Origin of the sequence: Streptomyces sp. NBC_00988 (assembly GCF_045162645.1) — a bacterium.
In the GTDB taxonomy this organism is placed as follows: Bacteria; Actinomycetota; Actinomycetes; order Streptomycetales; family Streptomycetaceae; genus Streptomyces.
The window spans coordinates 9,923,399-9,939,259 of sequence record NZ_CP108730.1 but is presented as its reverse complement, the minus strand read 5'-3'; the positions used below and the strand labels follow the sequence as shown (position 1 = coordinate 9,939,259).

General features: G+C 69.5%; 12 protein-coding genes and 1 tRNA gene. 5 read left to right on the top strand and 8 right to left on the bottom strand.

The features are described from left to right. Window positions 1-128: 128 nt before the first annotated feature. The 3 genes from OG496_RS45035 to OG496_RS45025 form a co-directional block, all read right to left on the bottom strand. The gene (locus OG496_RS45035) at window positions 129-1,469 is read right to left on the bottom strand and encodes an aminomethyl transferase family protein (protein WP_405974970.1); all 1,341 of its coding nucleotides are present in this window, start codon (window positions 1,467-1,469) and stop codon (window positions 129-131) included. Between the two features lie 112 nt (window positions 1,470-1,581). Beyond that, the gene (gene folP, locus OG496_RS45030) at window positions 1,582-2,472 is read right to left on the bottom strand and encodes a dihydropteroate synthase (RefSeq protein ID WP_405974969.1); all 891 of its coding nucleotides are present in this window, start codon (window positions 2,470-2,472) and stop codon (window positions 1,582-1,584) included. 156 nt (window positions 2,473-2,628) lie between these two features. Beyond that, the gene (locus OG496_RS45025; RefSeq protein ID WP_405974968.1) at window positions 2,629-3,195 is read right to left on the bottom strand and encodes an NAD-binding protein; all 567 of its coding nucleotides are present in this window, start codon (window positions 3,193-3,195) and stop codon (window positions 2,629-2,631) included. A gap of 421 nt (window positions 3,196-3,616) precedes the next feature. On the opposite strand from OG496_RS45025, the gene OG496_RS45020 reads away from it, so the two are divergent. Together OG496_RS45020 and OG496_RS45015 are read left to right on the top strand one after the other, a co-directional pair. Next, complete coding sequence (locus OG496_RS45020; RefSeq protein ID WP_405974967.1) at window positions 3,617-4,549, top strand: LacI family DNA-binding transcriptional regulator; 933 nt, start codon at window positions 3,617-3,619, stop codon at window positions 4,547-4,549. Window positions 4,550-5,306: 757 nt separating this feature from the next. Next, on the top strand, window positions 5,307-6,650 hold the full coding sequence (locus OG496_RS45015; RefSeq protein ID WP_405974966.1) for an aminomethyl transferase family protein: 1,344 nt from the start codon (window positions 5,307-5,309) through the stop codon (window positions 6,648-6,650). A gap of 518 nt (window positions 6,651-7,168) precedes the next feature. Here the strand turns inward: OG496_RS45015 and OG496_RS45010 are convergent. Both OG496_RS45010 and OG496_RS45005 read right to left on the bottom strand, forming a co-directional pair. Continuing rightward, a tRNA-Leu gene (locus OG496_RS45010) sits at window positions 7,169-7,253 on the bottom strand. A gap of 227 nt (window positions 7,254-7,480) precedes the next feature. Then, window positions 7,481-7,924 carry a MarR family winged helix-turn-helix transcriptional regulator gene (locus OG496_RS45005; protein WP_405974965.1) on the bottom strand — a complete coding sequence of 148 codons (444 nt, stop codon included), beginning with the start codon at window positions 7,922-7,924 and terminating at the stop codon, window positions 7,481-7,483. Window positions 7,925-7,996: 72 nt separating this feature from the next. Between OG496_RS45005 and OG496_RS45000 the strand changes: the two genes are divergently transcribed. Then, a complete protein-coding gene (locus tag OG496_RS45000; RefSeq protein ID WP_405974964.1) occupies window positions 7,997-8,953 on the top strand; it encodes an LLM class flavin-dependent oxidoreductase in 957 nt (318 codons plus the stop codon). A gap of 40 nt (window positions 8,954-8,993) precedes the next feature. Here the strand turns inward: OG496_RS45000 and OG496_RS44995 are convergent, their stop codons facing one another. The 3 genes from OG496_RS44995 to sucC form a co-directional block, all read right to left on the bottom strand. Further along, entirely contained in the window at window positions 8,994-10,562 is a 1,569-nt protein-coding gene (locus tag OG496_RS44995; RefSeq protein ID WP_405974963.1) for an aldehyde dehydrogenase family protein, read from the bottom strand. Between the two features lie 166 nt (window positions 10,563-10,728). Continuing rightward, window positions 10,729-11,610: a succinate--CoA ligase subunit alpha gene (sucD, locus tag OG496_RS44990; RefSeq protein ID WP_405974962.1), complete on the bottom strand. Its 882-nt coding sequence runs from the start codon at window positions 11,608-11,610 to the stop codon at window positions 10,729-10,731. A gap of 11 nt (window positions 11,611-11,621) precedes the next feature. Beyond that, complete coding sequence (sucC, locus tag OG496_RS44985) at window positions 11,622-12,752, bottom strand: ADP-forming succinate--CoA ligase subunit beta (protein ID WP_405974961.1); 1,131 nt, start codon at window positions 12,750-12,752, stop codon at window positions 11,622-11,624. A 178-nt stretch (window positions 12,753-12,930) separates the two neighbouring features. Between sucC and OG496_RS44980 the strand changes: the two genes are divergently transcribed. Further along, complete coding sequence (locus OG496_RS44980; protein ID WP_405974960.1) at window positions 12,931-14,613, top strand: thiamine pyrophosphate-binding protein; 1,683 nt, start codon at window positions 12,931-12,933, stop codon at window positions 14,611-14,613. An 11-nt stretch (window positions 14,614-14,624) separates the two neighbouring features. Then, on the top strand, window positions 14,625-15,857 hold the full coding sequence (gene frc, locus OG496_RS44975; RefSeq protein ID WP_405974959.1) for a formyl-CoA transferase: 1,233 nt from the start codon (window positions 14,625-14,627) through the stop codon (window positions 15,855-15,857). The last annotated feature ends 4 nt before the right edge of the window (window positions 15,858-15,861 follow it).

The following is a 15,861-nucleotide window of genomic DNA, read 5'->3' as shown; positions in this document are numbered from 1 at the left end:
TGTGCCCCTGGCCGCCGCGCCGCGATGGCGAGCAACTCCGGCGATGCCAGGTGCGCCCCGTAGCGGCGCGGGGAACTGCGCGTCCAGTCCCCGTAGCCCCGCAGACGACGCACCGGCATCCAGCGGAGCTACCCGCGCCGGTACTCGGTGCGGGCGTGCCGGTCGAACGGGCTCGGCTGAACCGTGGCGCGGATGCGCGGGAACCCGAGGTCGGCCCCGGAGTCGGTACCCGGGCCCGGGTGCTCGCCCCACACCACGCTCACCTCGGTGCCGGGCTCGGCGTGGGCGGAGTCGATCAGCGTCTGCGCCAGGACGGTGCCGACCGGGTCGATCGACGCGGTCTGCATGGTCGTACCGACCAGACCGGCCGAGGTCTCCACCCGGTGGCGGGCGTAGGTGAGGACGAAGCCGGGGTCCTCTCCCCCGCCGACGACCCGGCGCACGTCGTCGGCGTCGAACACCAGGGTGACCTTGGTGCGGCGGGGTTCGTCCTTGGCCTTGAGCAGGGCGTCGCGGCCGTGGAAGTCGTGCCCGAAGTGGATCAGCTTGCCGTAGCCCAGCTCGTACGGGGAGACGTAGTAGTCGGCGATGTCCTCCGAGAAGTAGCTGCCGTTGAGGGGACGCTTTCCCTCGATGCCGAACAGGGGCAACCAGGCGCGGTATTCCGCGAGTTCGGGGTCGACGTAGATGCCCGGGACCGGCGAGGGGATCCAGCCGCTCTCCACGCTCGGGGTGGTGTACGCCAGCGCGCCGACCTGGACCAGGCCCAACGGCTCACCGGCCTTGAGGAACGCCTCGTGCACATACGCCGCGTGCTCCCACGGACCGATGAACTCGTAGCCGGCCTGCCCGGCCATGCCGTGGCGCAGCGCCTCGAAGGAGCGGCCGGCCAGGGTGACCGGCGTGGAGTGGAAGAACTTGGTCTCCGGCAGCGGGCCGCCGAAGACCTTCCCGATCACCTCCAGTGCCAGCGGACCCTGGATCTGGTAGCGGAACAGCTTGGGGTCACCGCCGCCGGGACGGAAGGCGGACGACGTGTCGGTCTCGAAGGCGACGTCGTAGCCGCCCTTATCCGCGTGGAATTGCACCCAGTGCTGGGCGGCGGGGACACCGCTGAGGAGGTACTTGTTCTCGGCGCGCCGGGCGAGGATGCCGTCGGTGACGATCTTGCCGTCCCGGGTGACGGGTACGTACTGCTTGGCCTGGCCGATCGCGAACTTCTCGAAGTTGTTGGCGCCGTACTCGGCCAGCACACGGGTGGCGTCGGGGCCCTCGATCCACAGGTCGTACATGTGGTGCGAGAGGTTGAGCAGTGCGACGCCCCCGTGCCAGGCCGCCTGCTCCTGGCGCCAGCCGACGTACTCCCGCTCGACCACCTCGGGTGTCCACGGCTCGGCGTTCGGCTGCCACAGCAGACCGATCGGCGAACCGGCCTTGTCGATGCCGTCCTGAAGACTGGGGATTGCCATTGCGGCTCCTCTCAAAGCCATCTCCCTGAAGTACTAGATCGATCTAGTGACGCAGCTCGTCACATCGTGATCGGCTCACTTCGGGAAGGAAAAAGGGGATCGCTAGAACGATCTAGCGCAAGCTAGCAGACGCGTTTGGAGCTTGGCGAGACTCGTGCGGCGCCTTTCCGCACCGGCTCCGCACGACGGTCTCCGACGCCGGGACCTGACGGTCGCCCGCCCAGGTGGCGGCCACGCACACCGCGTGCAGGCTGGAGCGGACGTCGTGCACGCGCACGCAGAACGCACCGGCCACGGCGGCCAGCGCGGACACCGCCGCGGTGGCCGCGTCACGGTCGGCCGGCACGGAGTCGATCCCCGCCCGGCCGCTCAAGGCGGCACCGATGAAACGCTTCCTGGACGCCCCCACCAGCACGGGGAAACCGGTCGCCCGCAGGTCGGGCAGATGCGTGAGGAGTTCCCAGTCGTGGGCGGCACGCTTGGCGAACCCGAGTCCGGGATCGAGGATGATGCGCCCCGGATCGATTCCGGCCGCGGTGAGTACCTCCACGCGGCGCAGCAGTTCGGAGGTGACGTCGCCGACGACGTCGCCGTAGACCGCGTGGCTGTCCATCTCACGACTGGGCGCACGCCAGTGCATCGCCACGTACGGCACCCCGGCCGCCGCGACGGCGGCGGCCATGGCGGGATCCGCCAGCCCTCCGCTGACGTCGTTGACCATGCACGCGCCGGCCTCGATCGCGGCGCGGGCGACCGCCGCGTGCATGGTGTCCACACTGACGGCCACCTCCGCACGCACCAGCTCCCGCACCACCGGCACCACACGGGCCAACTCCGCCTCCACGGGGACGGGTTCGGCTCCCGGCCGGGTGGACTCGCCGCCCACGTCGACCAGGTCCGCGCCCTCCTCGGCGAGCCGCAGGCCTCGTTCCACGGCCCGTCCGGTCTCGGCGTACCGGCCACCGTCGGAGAACGAGTCGGGAGTCACGTTCAGGATGCCCATCACCAGACATCGATCGGGCCGCGGGAGCCCCGCCGGGCCTCTCGGGGGTGGTTGCGCGAACGCGCATCGCATGTCGGTCACCGGTCGAACGACCTCCTCCGCCTGCGGGCAGTCCGCCCTGCGAGCTGGAAAAGCTAAATCGATATAGCGGACACGTTACAACGGATGACTAAATCGTTCTAGTCCTCGGCGGTCCGATTTCGTCGCCCGGCGTCCGACGCCGCCCCTCGATGTGGGCGCAGCGGTCGTGACCGACCAGAGCGCTGCGGCGCCGGACGCCGGACGTGTCCCGCAACCGGATCTCGTCGCGATGGGCGACCACGTCGCCGACCGGCTCGGCGCGCAGCCGGGCGACCACATGACCGGCGGCCAGACCGGTGATGTCACGGGCCACACCCATGGGCGGCAGCGAGCGCGTCTCGACGATGGTGTCGTCCTCCCCCGCGCGCGCAGCACCACCCGGATGTGCGGCGCGACGCCGTGGGCGGCGAGGGCCACGGCCACGTTGCCCAGGCCGTCGGAGCCGACGGCGGCCGGCGCCCGGGCGTGACCGGGACGCAGCCGTTCCAGCACATGGAGGTCGCCACCGTGACCGTCCATGACAGGAATGCCGAGGGTGCGCGCCGGCCGCGCGGTGGCGGCCTGCGGGTCACGTTCGACGCCCACGACGGGGATGCCCAGTCCGCGCAGCTCGGCGCAGAGCCGGATGCCGACCTGGTCCATGCCCACCACGATGACGTGCCCGCGTGGGCAGGGTGCGCAGACCGATCAGCCCGATGAGACGCGGACCGAGCATCCGCTCGACCACTCCCGCGGTGAAGCAGGCGGAGCAGAAGGCGGTGAAGAAAGCGGTGAAGACGACCGTGCTCAACATCGCGAACTCTTCAAGACGGCTCGGCGCGGCGACGCGAGAGTACAGAGGGACGCGGAACTCCCGGTACGGGCCCGCTTCGGGCTCCTGACCCCCGCCGCGCCGTACCGTACGGTTCAGCGCCGTAGGAAGCAAGGCAATTCGATCCGACGGAACCGGGTGCGCTCGGCGTCCCGTAGCCGCCCGTGCTTCGGTTTCCGTCGGCCTCCATACAATGAGTGAACGCCGTGTCGCCGGGACTCGGGTGCGCACGACAACGTCGGAGCAGGGGTGATGGGGACGTCCAGAAGAGTCACGCTGAACGACGTGGCCGCGGCGAGCGGTGTCTCTCGCGCCACCGTCAGTTTCGTTCTCAACGACGACCCTCACCAGACGATCTCGGCAGCCACCCGCGACCGGGTGAAGGAAGCGGCCCGGACTCTCGGCTACGTTCCGCACGGCGTGGCGCGAGCACTGCGCGAGGGGTCCTCCCGGGTGGTCGTCCTGAACATCGACGCGGGCATGGAAGGCGCGTACTCCCGCAGCTACATCCACGGGCTCGACGCGGAGTTGGCCGCCCACAACCATGTCCTCCTGGTCCGGCACGGCCACCACACCGAACAGTCCACCCAGCAGGTCCTCGACGCCATCGTTCCCCGCGCGGTGATCCGCTTCGGCGAGACGTACCTCACCGGTCACGCACTCGACGACCTGGGAGGCGGCTGGCGCAACGGTCTCGCCGCCCACACCGCCCTCCAGCTCCGCCACCTCGTCGACCACGGCCACACCCGCATCGCCGTGGCGCTGCCGGACACCGAGTCACCGCTCGCCGCGGCCCGCCTCCGCTTCACCGGGCATGCCGCGCAGAACCTCGACATCCCCACTCCGGTGTCCTTCGTCGCCCCCCAGGACCGGTCCAACTGCGCCGACGCCGTCAGCACCTTCCTCTCCGGCGCCCCCGAGGTGACCGCGATCGCCGGCTTCAACGACGACGTGGCCCTGCGCGTCCTCACCGCCCTGCGCGACCTGGGCCGGCGCGTACCGGACGACACGGCCGTGATCGGCTTCGACGACAACGGCTACGGCGAACATGTCGTCCCCACGCTGACCACGATCAATGTCGACGGCGAGGCCCACGGCCGGCTCAGCGCCCGGCTCGCCCTGGGGCTCGACACCAGTGGTCTGGAGCCCCCGCCCGCCCGGGTCGTCGTCCGCGAGTCGGTCTGACGGGGCGGGCCACTCCACGGTTGCGGCTTCGCCGTCCCGTCGTGGTGACCGCGGTCTCCGTCGCAGGGCGGAGCTCCGCATCATGACCGTGCGCCGCACGCCGTCGCCCAGGAGGTACGCGCTTCACCTGCGGTGATCATGGAAACGCCGACGTGGACCACACCGGCCGGAGGACCGACGCTCTCGCCGGCGCAGGCGAGCACTGCCTCCGGACCTGCGGCCAGGCTCGGCTTCACGTGCACGTGTCCACCACCGAGAGCGTCCGCCGTGATCGCTGCCGGTGCCACTTCCCCAGGCGCGATCAGTCGTAGCCCCTCACGACCATGAGTTCCGGCAGCTTCGGTTCCTGCGGCTGGAGTACGCCCCACCCGAAGTGATGGCTGGGCCGGTCGTGCGCCGCAGGAACTTCCCGACCGGGCCAACGGGAGTCGACCTGGAAAAGCGCAGGTCCGAAGCTCGTACGATCCGGAACGCGACCTGCGGCCCGCCGCCGTCGGCCATACGCTCCAGAAATTCCGTACCCGGTCTCTTGAGCGCATCCAATGTGTACCGTACCGTACAGTTCACACCGCCGACGAAGGCTTCCCCTCCTTCGGCCTGCCCGCCCGTGCGTGCTGTACCCACCAGCCGCGACATCCCCGAGCCGGGTCACTCACGACGCCGGGCGCCGCAAACGGGTTCGCCCCGCCGCCACAACGGCCGGCCCCACACCCTTGCCGCCGTCCCACTTACGCATCGCGACCACATGGAGAACCCGATGGCACACCTCGAAGACCAACTCCAGGCGGCCGGAGGCCCGTTGGGCCTGCTGCGCAGCGGCCGTTCCGGCGCCTACCCCTTCCCCATCAAGGCCGAGTTCACCAACTGGCGTGACGAGCAGGAGAGTTGGCGCAACTCGGCGGCCCTGATGGACCTTTCGCACCACATGACCGACCTCACCGTCCAAGGACCCGACTGCTACCGGCTGTTGGCCGACGTCGGCGCCAACACCTTCCAGGGCTTCGGCCCGATGAAGGCCAAGCAGTTCATCGCGGTCAACCACGACGGCGACATGATCGGCGACTGCATCCTCTTCTGCCTCGCCGACAACCACGTCCGCCTCGTCGGCCGCCCGCCGGCCCTCAACTGGGCCCAGTTCCACGCCGAGACCGGCGGCTACGACGTCACCCTGCGCCGCGACGAACGCACCGCGCAGAATCCGAACGGCCGCGAGTTCTTCCGGCTCCAGCTCCAGGGCCCGCACGCCTCGGCGATCTTCGAGAAGGTCAACGGCGGTCCCATGCCCGACATCCCCTTCTTCAGCATGGGCAAGTTCACCATCGGCAAGCACGAGGTCACCGCTCTCAACCACCGTATGTCGGGCTTCCCCGGGCTGGAGTTCTTCGGCCCCTACGAACACATCGACGACGTCCGCGACGCCGTCCTGGAAGCCGGCGAACCCTTCGGAGTCCGTCGGATCGGCGCCCGCGCCTACGCCTCCGTGGCCACCGAGTCCGGCTGGATCGCCAACACCGTCCCCGCCGTGTACTCGGGCGAGAGCATGAAGACCTACCGCGAATGGCTCGGCGTCAGGACCTTCGAGGCCAACCTCTCCCTCGGCGGCAGCTTCGCCTCCGACCGCGTCGAGGACTACTACGTCACCCCCTGGGACCTCGGCTACGGACACATCCTCAAGTTCGACCACGACTTCATCGGCCGCGAGGCCCTGGAGCGCCGGAAGAACGAGAAGCACCGCCGCAAGGCCTGGCTGGCCTGGCACCGCGACGACGTCGCCCGGGTCTTCGCCTCCCAGTACGAACAGGGCGACCGGCGCTTCAAGCACATCGAGATGCCCGCCGCCTTCTACGCCGCCTCCCAGTTCGACCGCGTCGAGAGCAACGGCCGGCTCGTCGGCATCTCCACGCTGTGCAGCTACACCTCCAACGTCCGCGGCTGGATCTCCGTCGTCATGATCGACGACGACGTGCAGTACGGACAGCAGGTCGAACTGGTCTGGGGCGAGCCCGACGGCGGCTCCGCCAACCCCACCGTCGAACGCCACGCCCAGACCACCATCCGCGCCACCGTCACCCGCAGGCCCTTCGCCGGCCACAAACGCTGACAACGCCCGGCTACGACAACTCCCCACACCCGGCGGGGCACCAGGCAGGCGGCTCCCGCCCGGTGCCACGCCCGCATTTCCCCAGCGCCCCTCCCCACAACTGCGCGACACCCCCGCGAGATCGTCAGCCTGTGCGAGTACCATCCCCTGCCCTTCCGGGGCACGGTCCACATCGGGTACATCCCTGCCGCGAACGGCCGGATCACGCACGCGGCGCCATCGTGGTCGTCGGCCTGTGGGTCGTTCGACGCATCTTCGCGGCTGCCCTGGAAGCAGGAGCAGAGCCCGAAACCATCGCGGCGTGGACTCGCGATGTGGAGACGCGGCGCGCAGCCGCGCAGGCAGAGATCACAAACGTCGTGAACAGTCTCGGCGGCTTGCTGCCACTCCTGCGACAGTCCGAGCCCGGCGAAGAGGCGGGACTCTACCGACAGTTGGGCTACGCCTCACGTATGACCATCAAAAAGAGATGATGCCGACCGAAACCCGGCCGGCATCATCCGTGTGCGCAAAGGTTGTGTCCGAGGGGGGACTTGAACCCCCACGCCCGTTAAAGGGCACTAGCACCTCAAGCTAGCGCGTCTGCCATTCCGCCACCCGGACTAGGTGTCTGCCGCCTGGCCGGGGGTGTTCCCCGCGGCGACATGGACAACAATACCAAGCTTTCGGAGCGCCTTTCACCTGCATATCCACCCCTGGGAGAGCAGGTCACGGAGGGCCCGCGACCTGCGGGAATTCGCCACCGCAGGTAAACGAGCGACTACCGGCGCCGGCCGAATTTCGCCACTCCGCCACCCACCCGTTCCGGCCGCTCACTCCCATCACTCCCATCACTCCCGCTCCACGAGCACCAACGTCCGCAGTGCCCGGACGAGTGACGCCGCCGTCTCCTCGTCCAGCGGAGCGAGGAAACGACGCTCCGCCGCACGGCGGGCCTTCTCGGCCTGACGCAGGCAGTCCCGGCCCTCCGGGGTCAGTTCGACGATGTTCTTACGGCGGTCCTGCGGGCTGCGCCTCCGCTCCACCAGACCGTGGTCCTCCAGCCCGTCGATCAGCGACACCATCGTGGTCCGGTCGACCCCGAGCCGCCCGGCGGCCTCGACCTGCGACAACGGCTCCCCCGCCGAGAGCACCACCAGTACGGCCAGCTCATGACCGTCCACTCCGTGCGGCGCCAGCGCCTCGGCCGACGTCCTGGCCAGTCTCGCCTGGGCGTGCTTGAGGAGGTAGCCGAGCCGGGACTCCAAGGAGGTGGGGTGCTGATCGTTGGCCATTCGTCGACTGTATCCCGACTGAATCCCTCACCTGACCGTCAGTATCTCTGATGATTGGCTACGCTGACGGCCATGACGGACGAGGCTGACATGACCACCGTGCGTTTCGGGATCAAGACCACCCCCATGCATGTGTCATACGAGGACATCCGACGGGTCTGGCTGGAGGCGGACTCCGTGCCGGAGATCGCGGACGCCTGGCTGTGGGACCACCTGCTGCCGGTCGCCGGGCCCAAGGACGGGCAGATACACGAGGGCTGGACGCTGCTCAGCGCGCTCGCGGCGCAGACGCGGCGGCTGCGGCTCGGGCTCCTCGTGACCAGCAACCGCGTCCGTCCGCCGGCCGTGCTCGGCAAGATGGCGTCCACCGTGGACGTGATCTCGGGCGGGCGGCTGGTGCTCGGGCTGGGAGTCGGCGGCACGCATCAGCCGCCGGGCGCGGGCGGGATCTCCGGCACCAATCCGGCGATCGCGGAGTACGAGGCGTACGGCCTCTCGCTCGTCCCGCCCGCCGAGGGCCTCGCGCGGCTCGCGGAGACCGTCGAGATCCTGAAGGGGATGTGGACCCGGGACGTCTTCGACTTCGAGGGCTCTCACTACCGGCTCAGGGGAACCCGGAACGAGCCCAAGCCCGTGCAGCGGCCGGGTCCCCCGCTGCTCATCGGCGGCTGGGGCACCCGGCTGCTGCGGCTGGTCGCCGAACACGCCGACATTTGGAACGTTCCCGGGCCGCCGCACAACACCGTCGAGTACGTCGCCGAACGCGCCCGCGTCCTCGACGCGCACTGCGCCGAACTGGGCCGCGACCCGGGCGAAATCACACGTTCCGTGCAGGTCCTGGTGTCGTACGACGATCCGGCCGCGACGCGGGAGACGGTCGGGCGGCTCATCGACGCCGGGATGAACCACATCGTGCTGAGCCTGCCGCGCCCCTATCCGCGGGGCGTGGCGCGCTGGTTGGCCGACGAGATCATCGCCGGGTGGCAGCCGACGGACGCGAGTGCCACCCGGCCGCCGGTCACGACATGAGCCGTACGCGCCGATCACGGCGTGAGCCGGTACCCACCGGTCACGGCATGAGCTGGTACTCCGGGAAGTTGCCCGGCAACCGCTCCCCCACCGGCCCGTGTGTCACCGCGCGGATGAGGAGTTCGCCGCCGACGAAGGCGCCGCGCCAGGAGGCACCGAACCCGCCGAACAACTCGTCGCGGTCGCCGCGGGAGCGTGGCTTGCCGTGGCCGACCTTGAACGCGCGGATCTGCGGGGCCAGTCGGTCGTAGGTGGCCCGGTCGTCGGTGGAGAGGGTGGCGACCAGCGCGCCGTTGGACGCGTTCATCGCGGCGAGCAGTTCCGCCTCCGTGTCGACCAGGACGATGGTGTCGACCGGGCCGAACGGTTCCGCGTGGTGCAGCGGGGACGACGGGGGCGGGTTGAGGAGGGTGACGGGGCGGACGTACGCCGAAGTGTCCTGCCCGGGAAGGAAGTTGGCCTCGGACAGCTTGCCGCGGTGGAGCGGTACGGCGCCGCGGTCGATCGCCTCGGCCACCTGGTCGTGGAGTTCCTTGGCCTTGGCCGCGTTGATCACCGGCCCGAAGTCCAGTTCCGGATACGGGTCTTGGGCGTGCCGGACCGCAAGCGGGTGGCCGACACGGAGAGTTCGGACCGCGGGGAGATAGGCCGTGAGGAACTCGTCGAACAGCTCACGCTGGACGACGAAGCGCGGATAGGCCGTGCAGCGCTGTTTTCCGTAGTCGAAGAGCTTGGGGATGACCGCGGTGAGGGTGTCCCAGTCCGTGTGGTTCCAGATGCCCCAGGTGTTGAGTCCTTCCTGTTCCAGGATGTGCCGCTTGCCGAGGTCGGCGACGGCCGTGGCCACCGCGGCTCCGGTGTCGCGGCCGCCGACGAAGGAGACGCAGCCGATCTCGGGCGCGCGGACCAGCGCCTCCGACAGTTCGCCTCCGCTGCCGCTGACGAGGGTGACGGGAATCCCCTCGCGCGCGGCGAGCGCCGCGGCCAGGGTGAGGCAGGCGACGCCGCCGTCGGTCGGGGTCTTGGCGATGACCGCGTTCCCCGCCAACGCCTGCACGAGCATCGCGTGGACGAGGACGCTCATCGGGTAGTTCCAGCTCGCGATGTTGGACACCGGGCCGTCGAGCGGGGTGCGGCCGGCGAGCATCGGCTCGATGCCGTCGACGTACCAGCGCACGCCGTCGATGGACCGGTCCACGTCCGCCTGCGCGAGCCGCCACGGCTTGCCGATCTCCCAGACCAGCAGCAGCGCGAGGAGTTCGCGGTGCTCGGTCAGGGCGTCCAGCGTGGCCGCGACACGGGCACGCCGCTCATCGAGCGGGACGTGGCGCCAGGCGCGGTGCTGGTCGAGGGAGGCGCGTACGGCCTGGTGGGCGGTGGACCGGTCCAAGCGGGGCGGGCCGGCGATCGGGCAGCCGTCGACGGGGCTGGTGGCGGGCAGAGCCCGGCCGTCCCGCTGCCAGGCCGCGTTCCAGAGGTTGAGGACACGGTCGTCCTGGAACGCCTCGGGCGCGACGGCGAGGCAACGCCGCCAGGCGTCACTCCAGGACGTGCCCGCTTTGAGGGTCGGGGGATGAACAGTGAGGCTGGGGCTGAGGGTTGATGCCATGCTTCTGCTCCGCTCTCGGTGCACCGTCGGGGCGGGGTGAGGCAGGAACGGTCCTACGTACGAACTGTCGTACAGATGAAGCTAGTTGCGCTCGAAGGAGCGCAACAGTCACGGCACAACAACTATGAGTGACGTCACGTGCCCCTTACGGGAGGCCCAGTGCCGCCTACCGGAAATTCAACCGGTCCAACACCAGGCGCGCGGTCTCCGTCGGCGTGCTTCCGACCCTCACTCCTACGGCCTCCAGGGCCTCCTTCTTCGCCGCCGCCGTGCCGGAGGAGCCCGACACGATGGCGCCCGCGTGGCCCATCGTCTTGCCCTCGGGCGCGGTGAAGCCGGCGATGTAGCCGACGACGGGCTTGGAGACGTGGTCGCGGATGTACACGGCGGCGCGTTCCTCCGCGTCGCCGCCGATCTCCCCGATGAGGACGATAAGTTCGGTGTCGGGGTCGTCCTGAAACGCGGCGAGGCAGTCGATGTGGGTCGTGCCGACGACGGGGTCTCCGCCGATGCCGACGCACGTCGAGAATCCGATGTCCCGTAGTTCGTACATGAGTTGGTAGGTGAGGGTGCCCGACTTGGAGACCAGGCCGATACGGCCCGGCTTGGTGATGTCGGCGGGGATGATGCCCGCGTTGGCCTGGCCGGGGGTGATCAGGCCGGGGCAGTTGGGGCCGATGACCCGGGTGCCCTTCGACGTGGCGTACGCCGTGAAGGCGACCGAGTCGTGGACGGGGATGCCCTCGGTGATGACGACGGCCAGGCCGATGCCCGCGTCGGCGGCCTCGGTCACGGCCGCCTTCGCGAAGGCCGGCGGCACGAACACGACGCTGACATCGGCTCCGGTCGACCGCATACCGTCGGCGACCGACCCGAAGACCGGCACGGCCCGGTCGTCGAAGTCGACGGTACGGCCGGCCTTGCGCGGGTTGACGCCGCCGACGACGTTCGTGCCGGCGGCGAGCATCCGGCGGGTGTGCTTCATGCCCTCGCCGCCGGTCATGCCCTGGACGAGGACCTTGCTCTCCTTGGTGAGGTAGATCGCCATGTCCCGGCTCCTTAGCGTGCGTTGGCGAGGTCGGCGGCGCGGCGGGCGGCGCCGTCCATGGTGGTGGCCTGTTGGACCAGCGGATGCGCGTGCCCGTCGAGGATGGCTCGCCCCTGGGCCGCGTTGTTGCCGTCGAGCCGGACGACCAACGGCTTGGTCAACTGGACGGTGTCCAGGGCCTGCACGATGCCGTCGGCCACCGCGTCGCATGCGGTGATGCCGCCGAAGACGTTGACGAACACCGACTTCACGGCCGGGTCGGAGAGGATGACGGACAGCCCGTCGGCCATGATCTGGGCGGACGCCCCACCGCCGATGTCGAGGAAGTTGGCGGGACGGGCGCCACAGCCGGCGACCACATCGAGCGTCGACATGACCAGGCCCGCGCCGTTGCCGATGATGCCGACCTCGCCGTCGAGCTTGACGTAGTTGAGCCCCTTCGCGGCGGCCGCCGCCTCCAGCGGATCGTCGTGCGCCGCGCCCTCGGCACCCCAACGCGCCTGCCGGAAGCGGGCGTTGTCGTCGAGAGTGACCTTGCCGTCGAGGGCGAGGATCTGACCCTGTTTCGTCCCGACGAGCGGGTTCACCTCGACGAGGACGGCGTCCTCGCGGACCAGCACCTCCCACAGCCGTACGAGGGCGTCGACGGTCTGCGGCGGCAGGCCGGCCGCCTCGGCGATCTCGCCCGCCTTCGCCGAGGTGACGCCCTCGGCCGGGTCGATGTGTATACGGGCTACTGCCTCCGGTCGACTGACGGCGATCTCCTCGATCTCCATACCGCCCTCCGCGGACGCGATCGCGAGGAAGCGGCCCGCCGCGCGGTCGAGGACGTACGAGACGTAGAACTCGCTCTCGATGTCGACGGGTTGGGCCAGCATCACCTTGCCGACCCTGTGGCCCTTGATGTCCATGCCGAGGATCTGCCGGGCCGTCAGCTCGGCGGCGGCAGGGTCGGCGGCGAACTTCACTCCACCCGCCCGACCTCGCCCGCCGGTCTTGACCTGCGCCTTCACCACGACGCGTCCGCCCAGCCTGCGGGCGATCTCCCGTGCCTCCTTGGACGAGGCCGTGACCTCGGCCCGGGGCACCACGATGCCGTGCTCCTCGAAGAGTTCCCTTGCCTGGTGCTCGTACAGATCCATCCGAGCTCCTCGCTGCTGTGTCTGTCCGGAGAGCGACCCCGTACCCCCGAAAAGTGCCGCACGCCCCCTGGACACCACCCACCGGATGCGGGATAACAAGTTTCATACAGTATTCGTCGACTGTATGCAATGTACCGCGAGAGCGTTCCAACCCCCTACGAAGGGACAGGACTTCGCCATGCCCGACGACACCCAGGACGTGATTTCCGGTGGTCATCTCGTCGCCAAAGCCCTGAAGGCCGAGGGGGTCGACCGCATCTACACCCTGTGCGGCGGCCACATCATCGACATCTACGACGGCTGCGTCGACGAGGGCATAGAAGTCGTCGACGTACGCCACGAACAGGTGGCAGCCCACGCGGCGGACGGCTACGCGCGGATCACCGGCAGGCCGGGGTGCGCGGTGGTCACCGCGGGTCCCGGTACGACCGACGCCGTCACCGGTGTCGCCAACGCCTTCCGCGCCGAGTCCCCGATGCTGCTCATCGGCGGCCAAGGGGCCCTCACCCAGCACAAGATGGGGTCCCTGCAGGACCTGCCGCACGTCGACATGATGACGCCGATCACCAAGTTCGCGGCGACCGTGCCGGACACGGCGCGCGCCGCCGACATGGTGTCGATGGCGTTCCGCGAGTGCTACCACGGCGCGCCCGGCCCCTCCTTCCTGGAGATCCCGCGCGATGTCCTCGACGCGAAGGTGCCGGTGGGCAAGGCACGGGTGCCGAAGCCGGGCGCCTATCGCGCCTCGACCCGGTCGGCCGGCGACCCCGAGGCGATCGAGAAGCTCGCCGACCTGCTGGTCCACGCCGAGAAGCCGGCGATCCTGTTGGGCAGTCAGGTGTGGACAACTCGCGGCACCGAGGCGGCCATTGACCTCGTCCGCACCCTCAACATCCCCGCGTACATGAACGGCGCGGGGCGCGGCACCCTCCCGCCCGGCGACCCGCACCACTTCCAGCTCTCGCGCCGGTACGCCTTCTCCAACGCCGACGTCATCGTCATCGTCGGCACGCCCTTCGACTTCCGCATGGGCTACGGCAAGCGCCTCTCCCCCGACGCGACCGTCGTGCAGATCGACCTCGACTACCGCACCGTCGGCAAGAACCGCGACATCGACCTCGGCATCGTCGGCGACGCGGGGCTCGTGCTGAAGTCGGTCGCGGAAGCCGCCTCGGGACGCCTCAACGGCGGTGCGTCCAGGCGCAAGGAGTGGCTCGACGAGCTGCGCGCCGCCGAACAGGCCGCGATCGAGAAGCGGTTGCCCAGCCTGAAGTCGGACGCGTCACCGATCCACCCCTACCGCCTGGTCAGCGAGATCAACGACTTCCTCACCGAGGACTCCATCTACATCGGCGACGGCGGCGACATCGTCACCTTCTCCGGGCAGGTCGTGCAGCCCAAGTCGCCCGGCCACTGGATGGATCCGGGCCCCCTCGGCACCCTCGGCGTCGGCATCCCCTTCGTCCTCGCGGCCAAGCAGGCACGCCCCGACAAGGAGGTCGTCGCGCTGTTCGGCGACGGCGCGTTCTCCCTCACCGGCTGGGACTTCGAGACCCTCGTGCGCTACGACCTCCCCTTCGTCGGCATCGTCGGCAACAACTCCTCGATGAACCAGATCCGTTACGGCCAGGCCGCCAAGTACGGCCTGGAACGCGAGCGGGTCGGCAACACCCTCGGTGACGTCCACTACGACAAGTTCGCCCAGATGCTGGGCGGTTACGGCGAGGAGGTCCGCGACCCCGCCGACATCGGCCCCGCGCTCCAGCGCGCCCGCGAGTCGGGCAAGCCGTCGCTGATCAACGTCTGGGTCGACCCGGACGCGTACGCCCCCGGAACCATGAACCAGACGATGTACAAGTGAGGTGAACGGCCATGACCGCAAGGGCACTTGAGGGCATCCGCGTCCTCGACATGACGCACGTCCAGTCCGGCCCCTCCGCGACCCAGCTCCTCGCCTGGCTCGGCGCCGACGTCGTCAAGCTGGAGGCACCGACCGGTGACATCACGCGCAAGCAGCTGCGCGACCTCCCGGACGTCGACTCGCTCTACTTCACGATGCTCAACTGCAACAAGCGGAGCATCACCCTCAACACCAAGACCGAGCGCGGCAAGGAGATCCTCACCGAGCTGATCCGGCGCTCCGACGTCATGGTCGAGAACTTCGGGCCGGGCGCGGTCGACCGTATGGGGTTCACCTGGGATCGCATACAGGAGATCAATCCCCGTATTGTGTATGCGTCCATCAAGGGCTTCGGAGACGGTCCGTACACCAACTTCAAGGCGTACGAGGTCGTCGCGCAGGCGATGGGCGGGTCGATGTCGACCACCGGCTTCGAGGGCGGGCCGCCGCTGGCCACGGGCGCTCAGATCGGTGACTCCGGCACAGGGGTGCATACAGTAGCCGGGATACTGGCGGCACTGTTCCAGCGTGAGAGCACCGGCCGTGGCCAGCGGGTCAACGTGGCCATGCAGCACGCCGTGTTGAACCTGTGCCGGGTGAAGCTGCGCGACCAGCAGCGGCTGGCGCACGGGCCGCTCGCCGAGTACCCGAACGACGACTTCGGCGACGAGGTGCCCCGCTCGGGCAACGCGTCCGGCGGCGGACAGCCCGGCTGGGCGGTCAAGTGCGCGCCGGGCGGCCCGAACGACTACGTGTACGTCATCGTGCAGCCGGTCGGCTGGAAGCCGCTCACCGAGCTGATCGGCCGGCCCGAGCTGTCCGAGGACCCCGAATGGGCCACGCCCGAGGCCCGGTTGCCGCAGCTCTCCAAGATGTTCCAGCTGATCGAGGAGTGGTCGTCCACGCTGCCCAAGTGGGAGGTGCTGGAACGGCTCAACGCCCACAACATCCCGTGCGGGCCGATCCTGTCGACCAGGGAGATCATCGAGGACGAGTCGCTGGTCGCCAACGAGATGGTCGTGACGGTCCCGCACCCCGAGCGAGGCGAGTTCGTCACCGTCGGCAGCCCGCTGAAGCTCTCCGACTCCCCCGTGGACGTGACCAGTTCACCGCTGCTCGGCGAGCACAACGAAGAGGTCTACATCGGCGAACTCGGTCTCGGCGACGAAGAGTTGCGCCTCCTCAAGTCGAACGGGGTGATCTGACGTG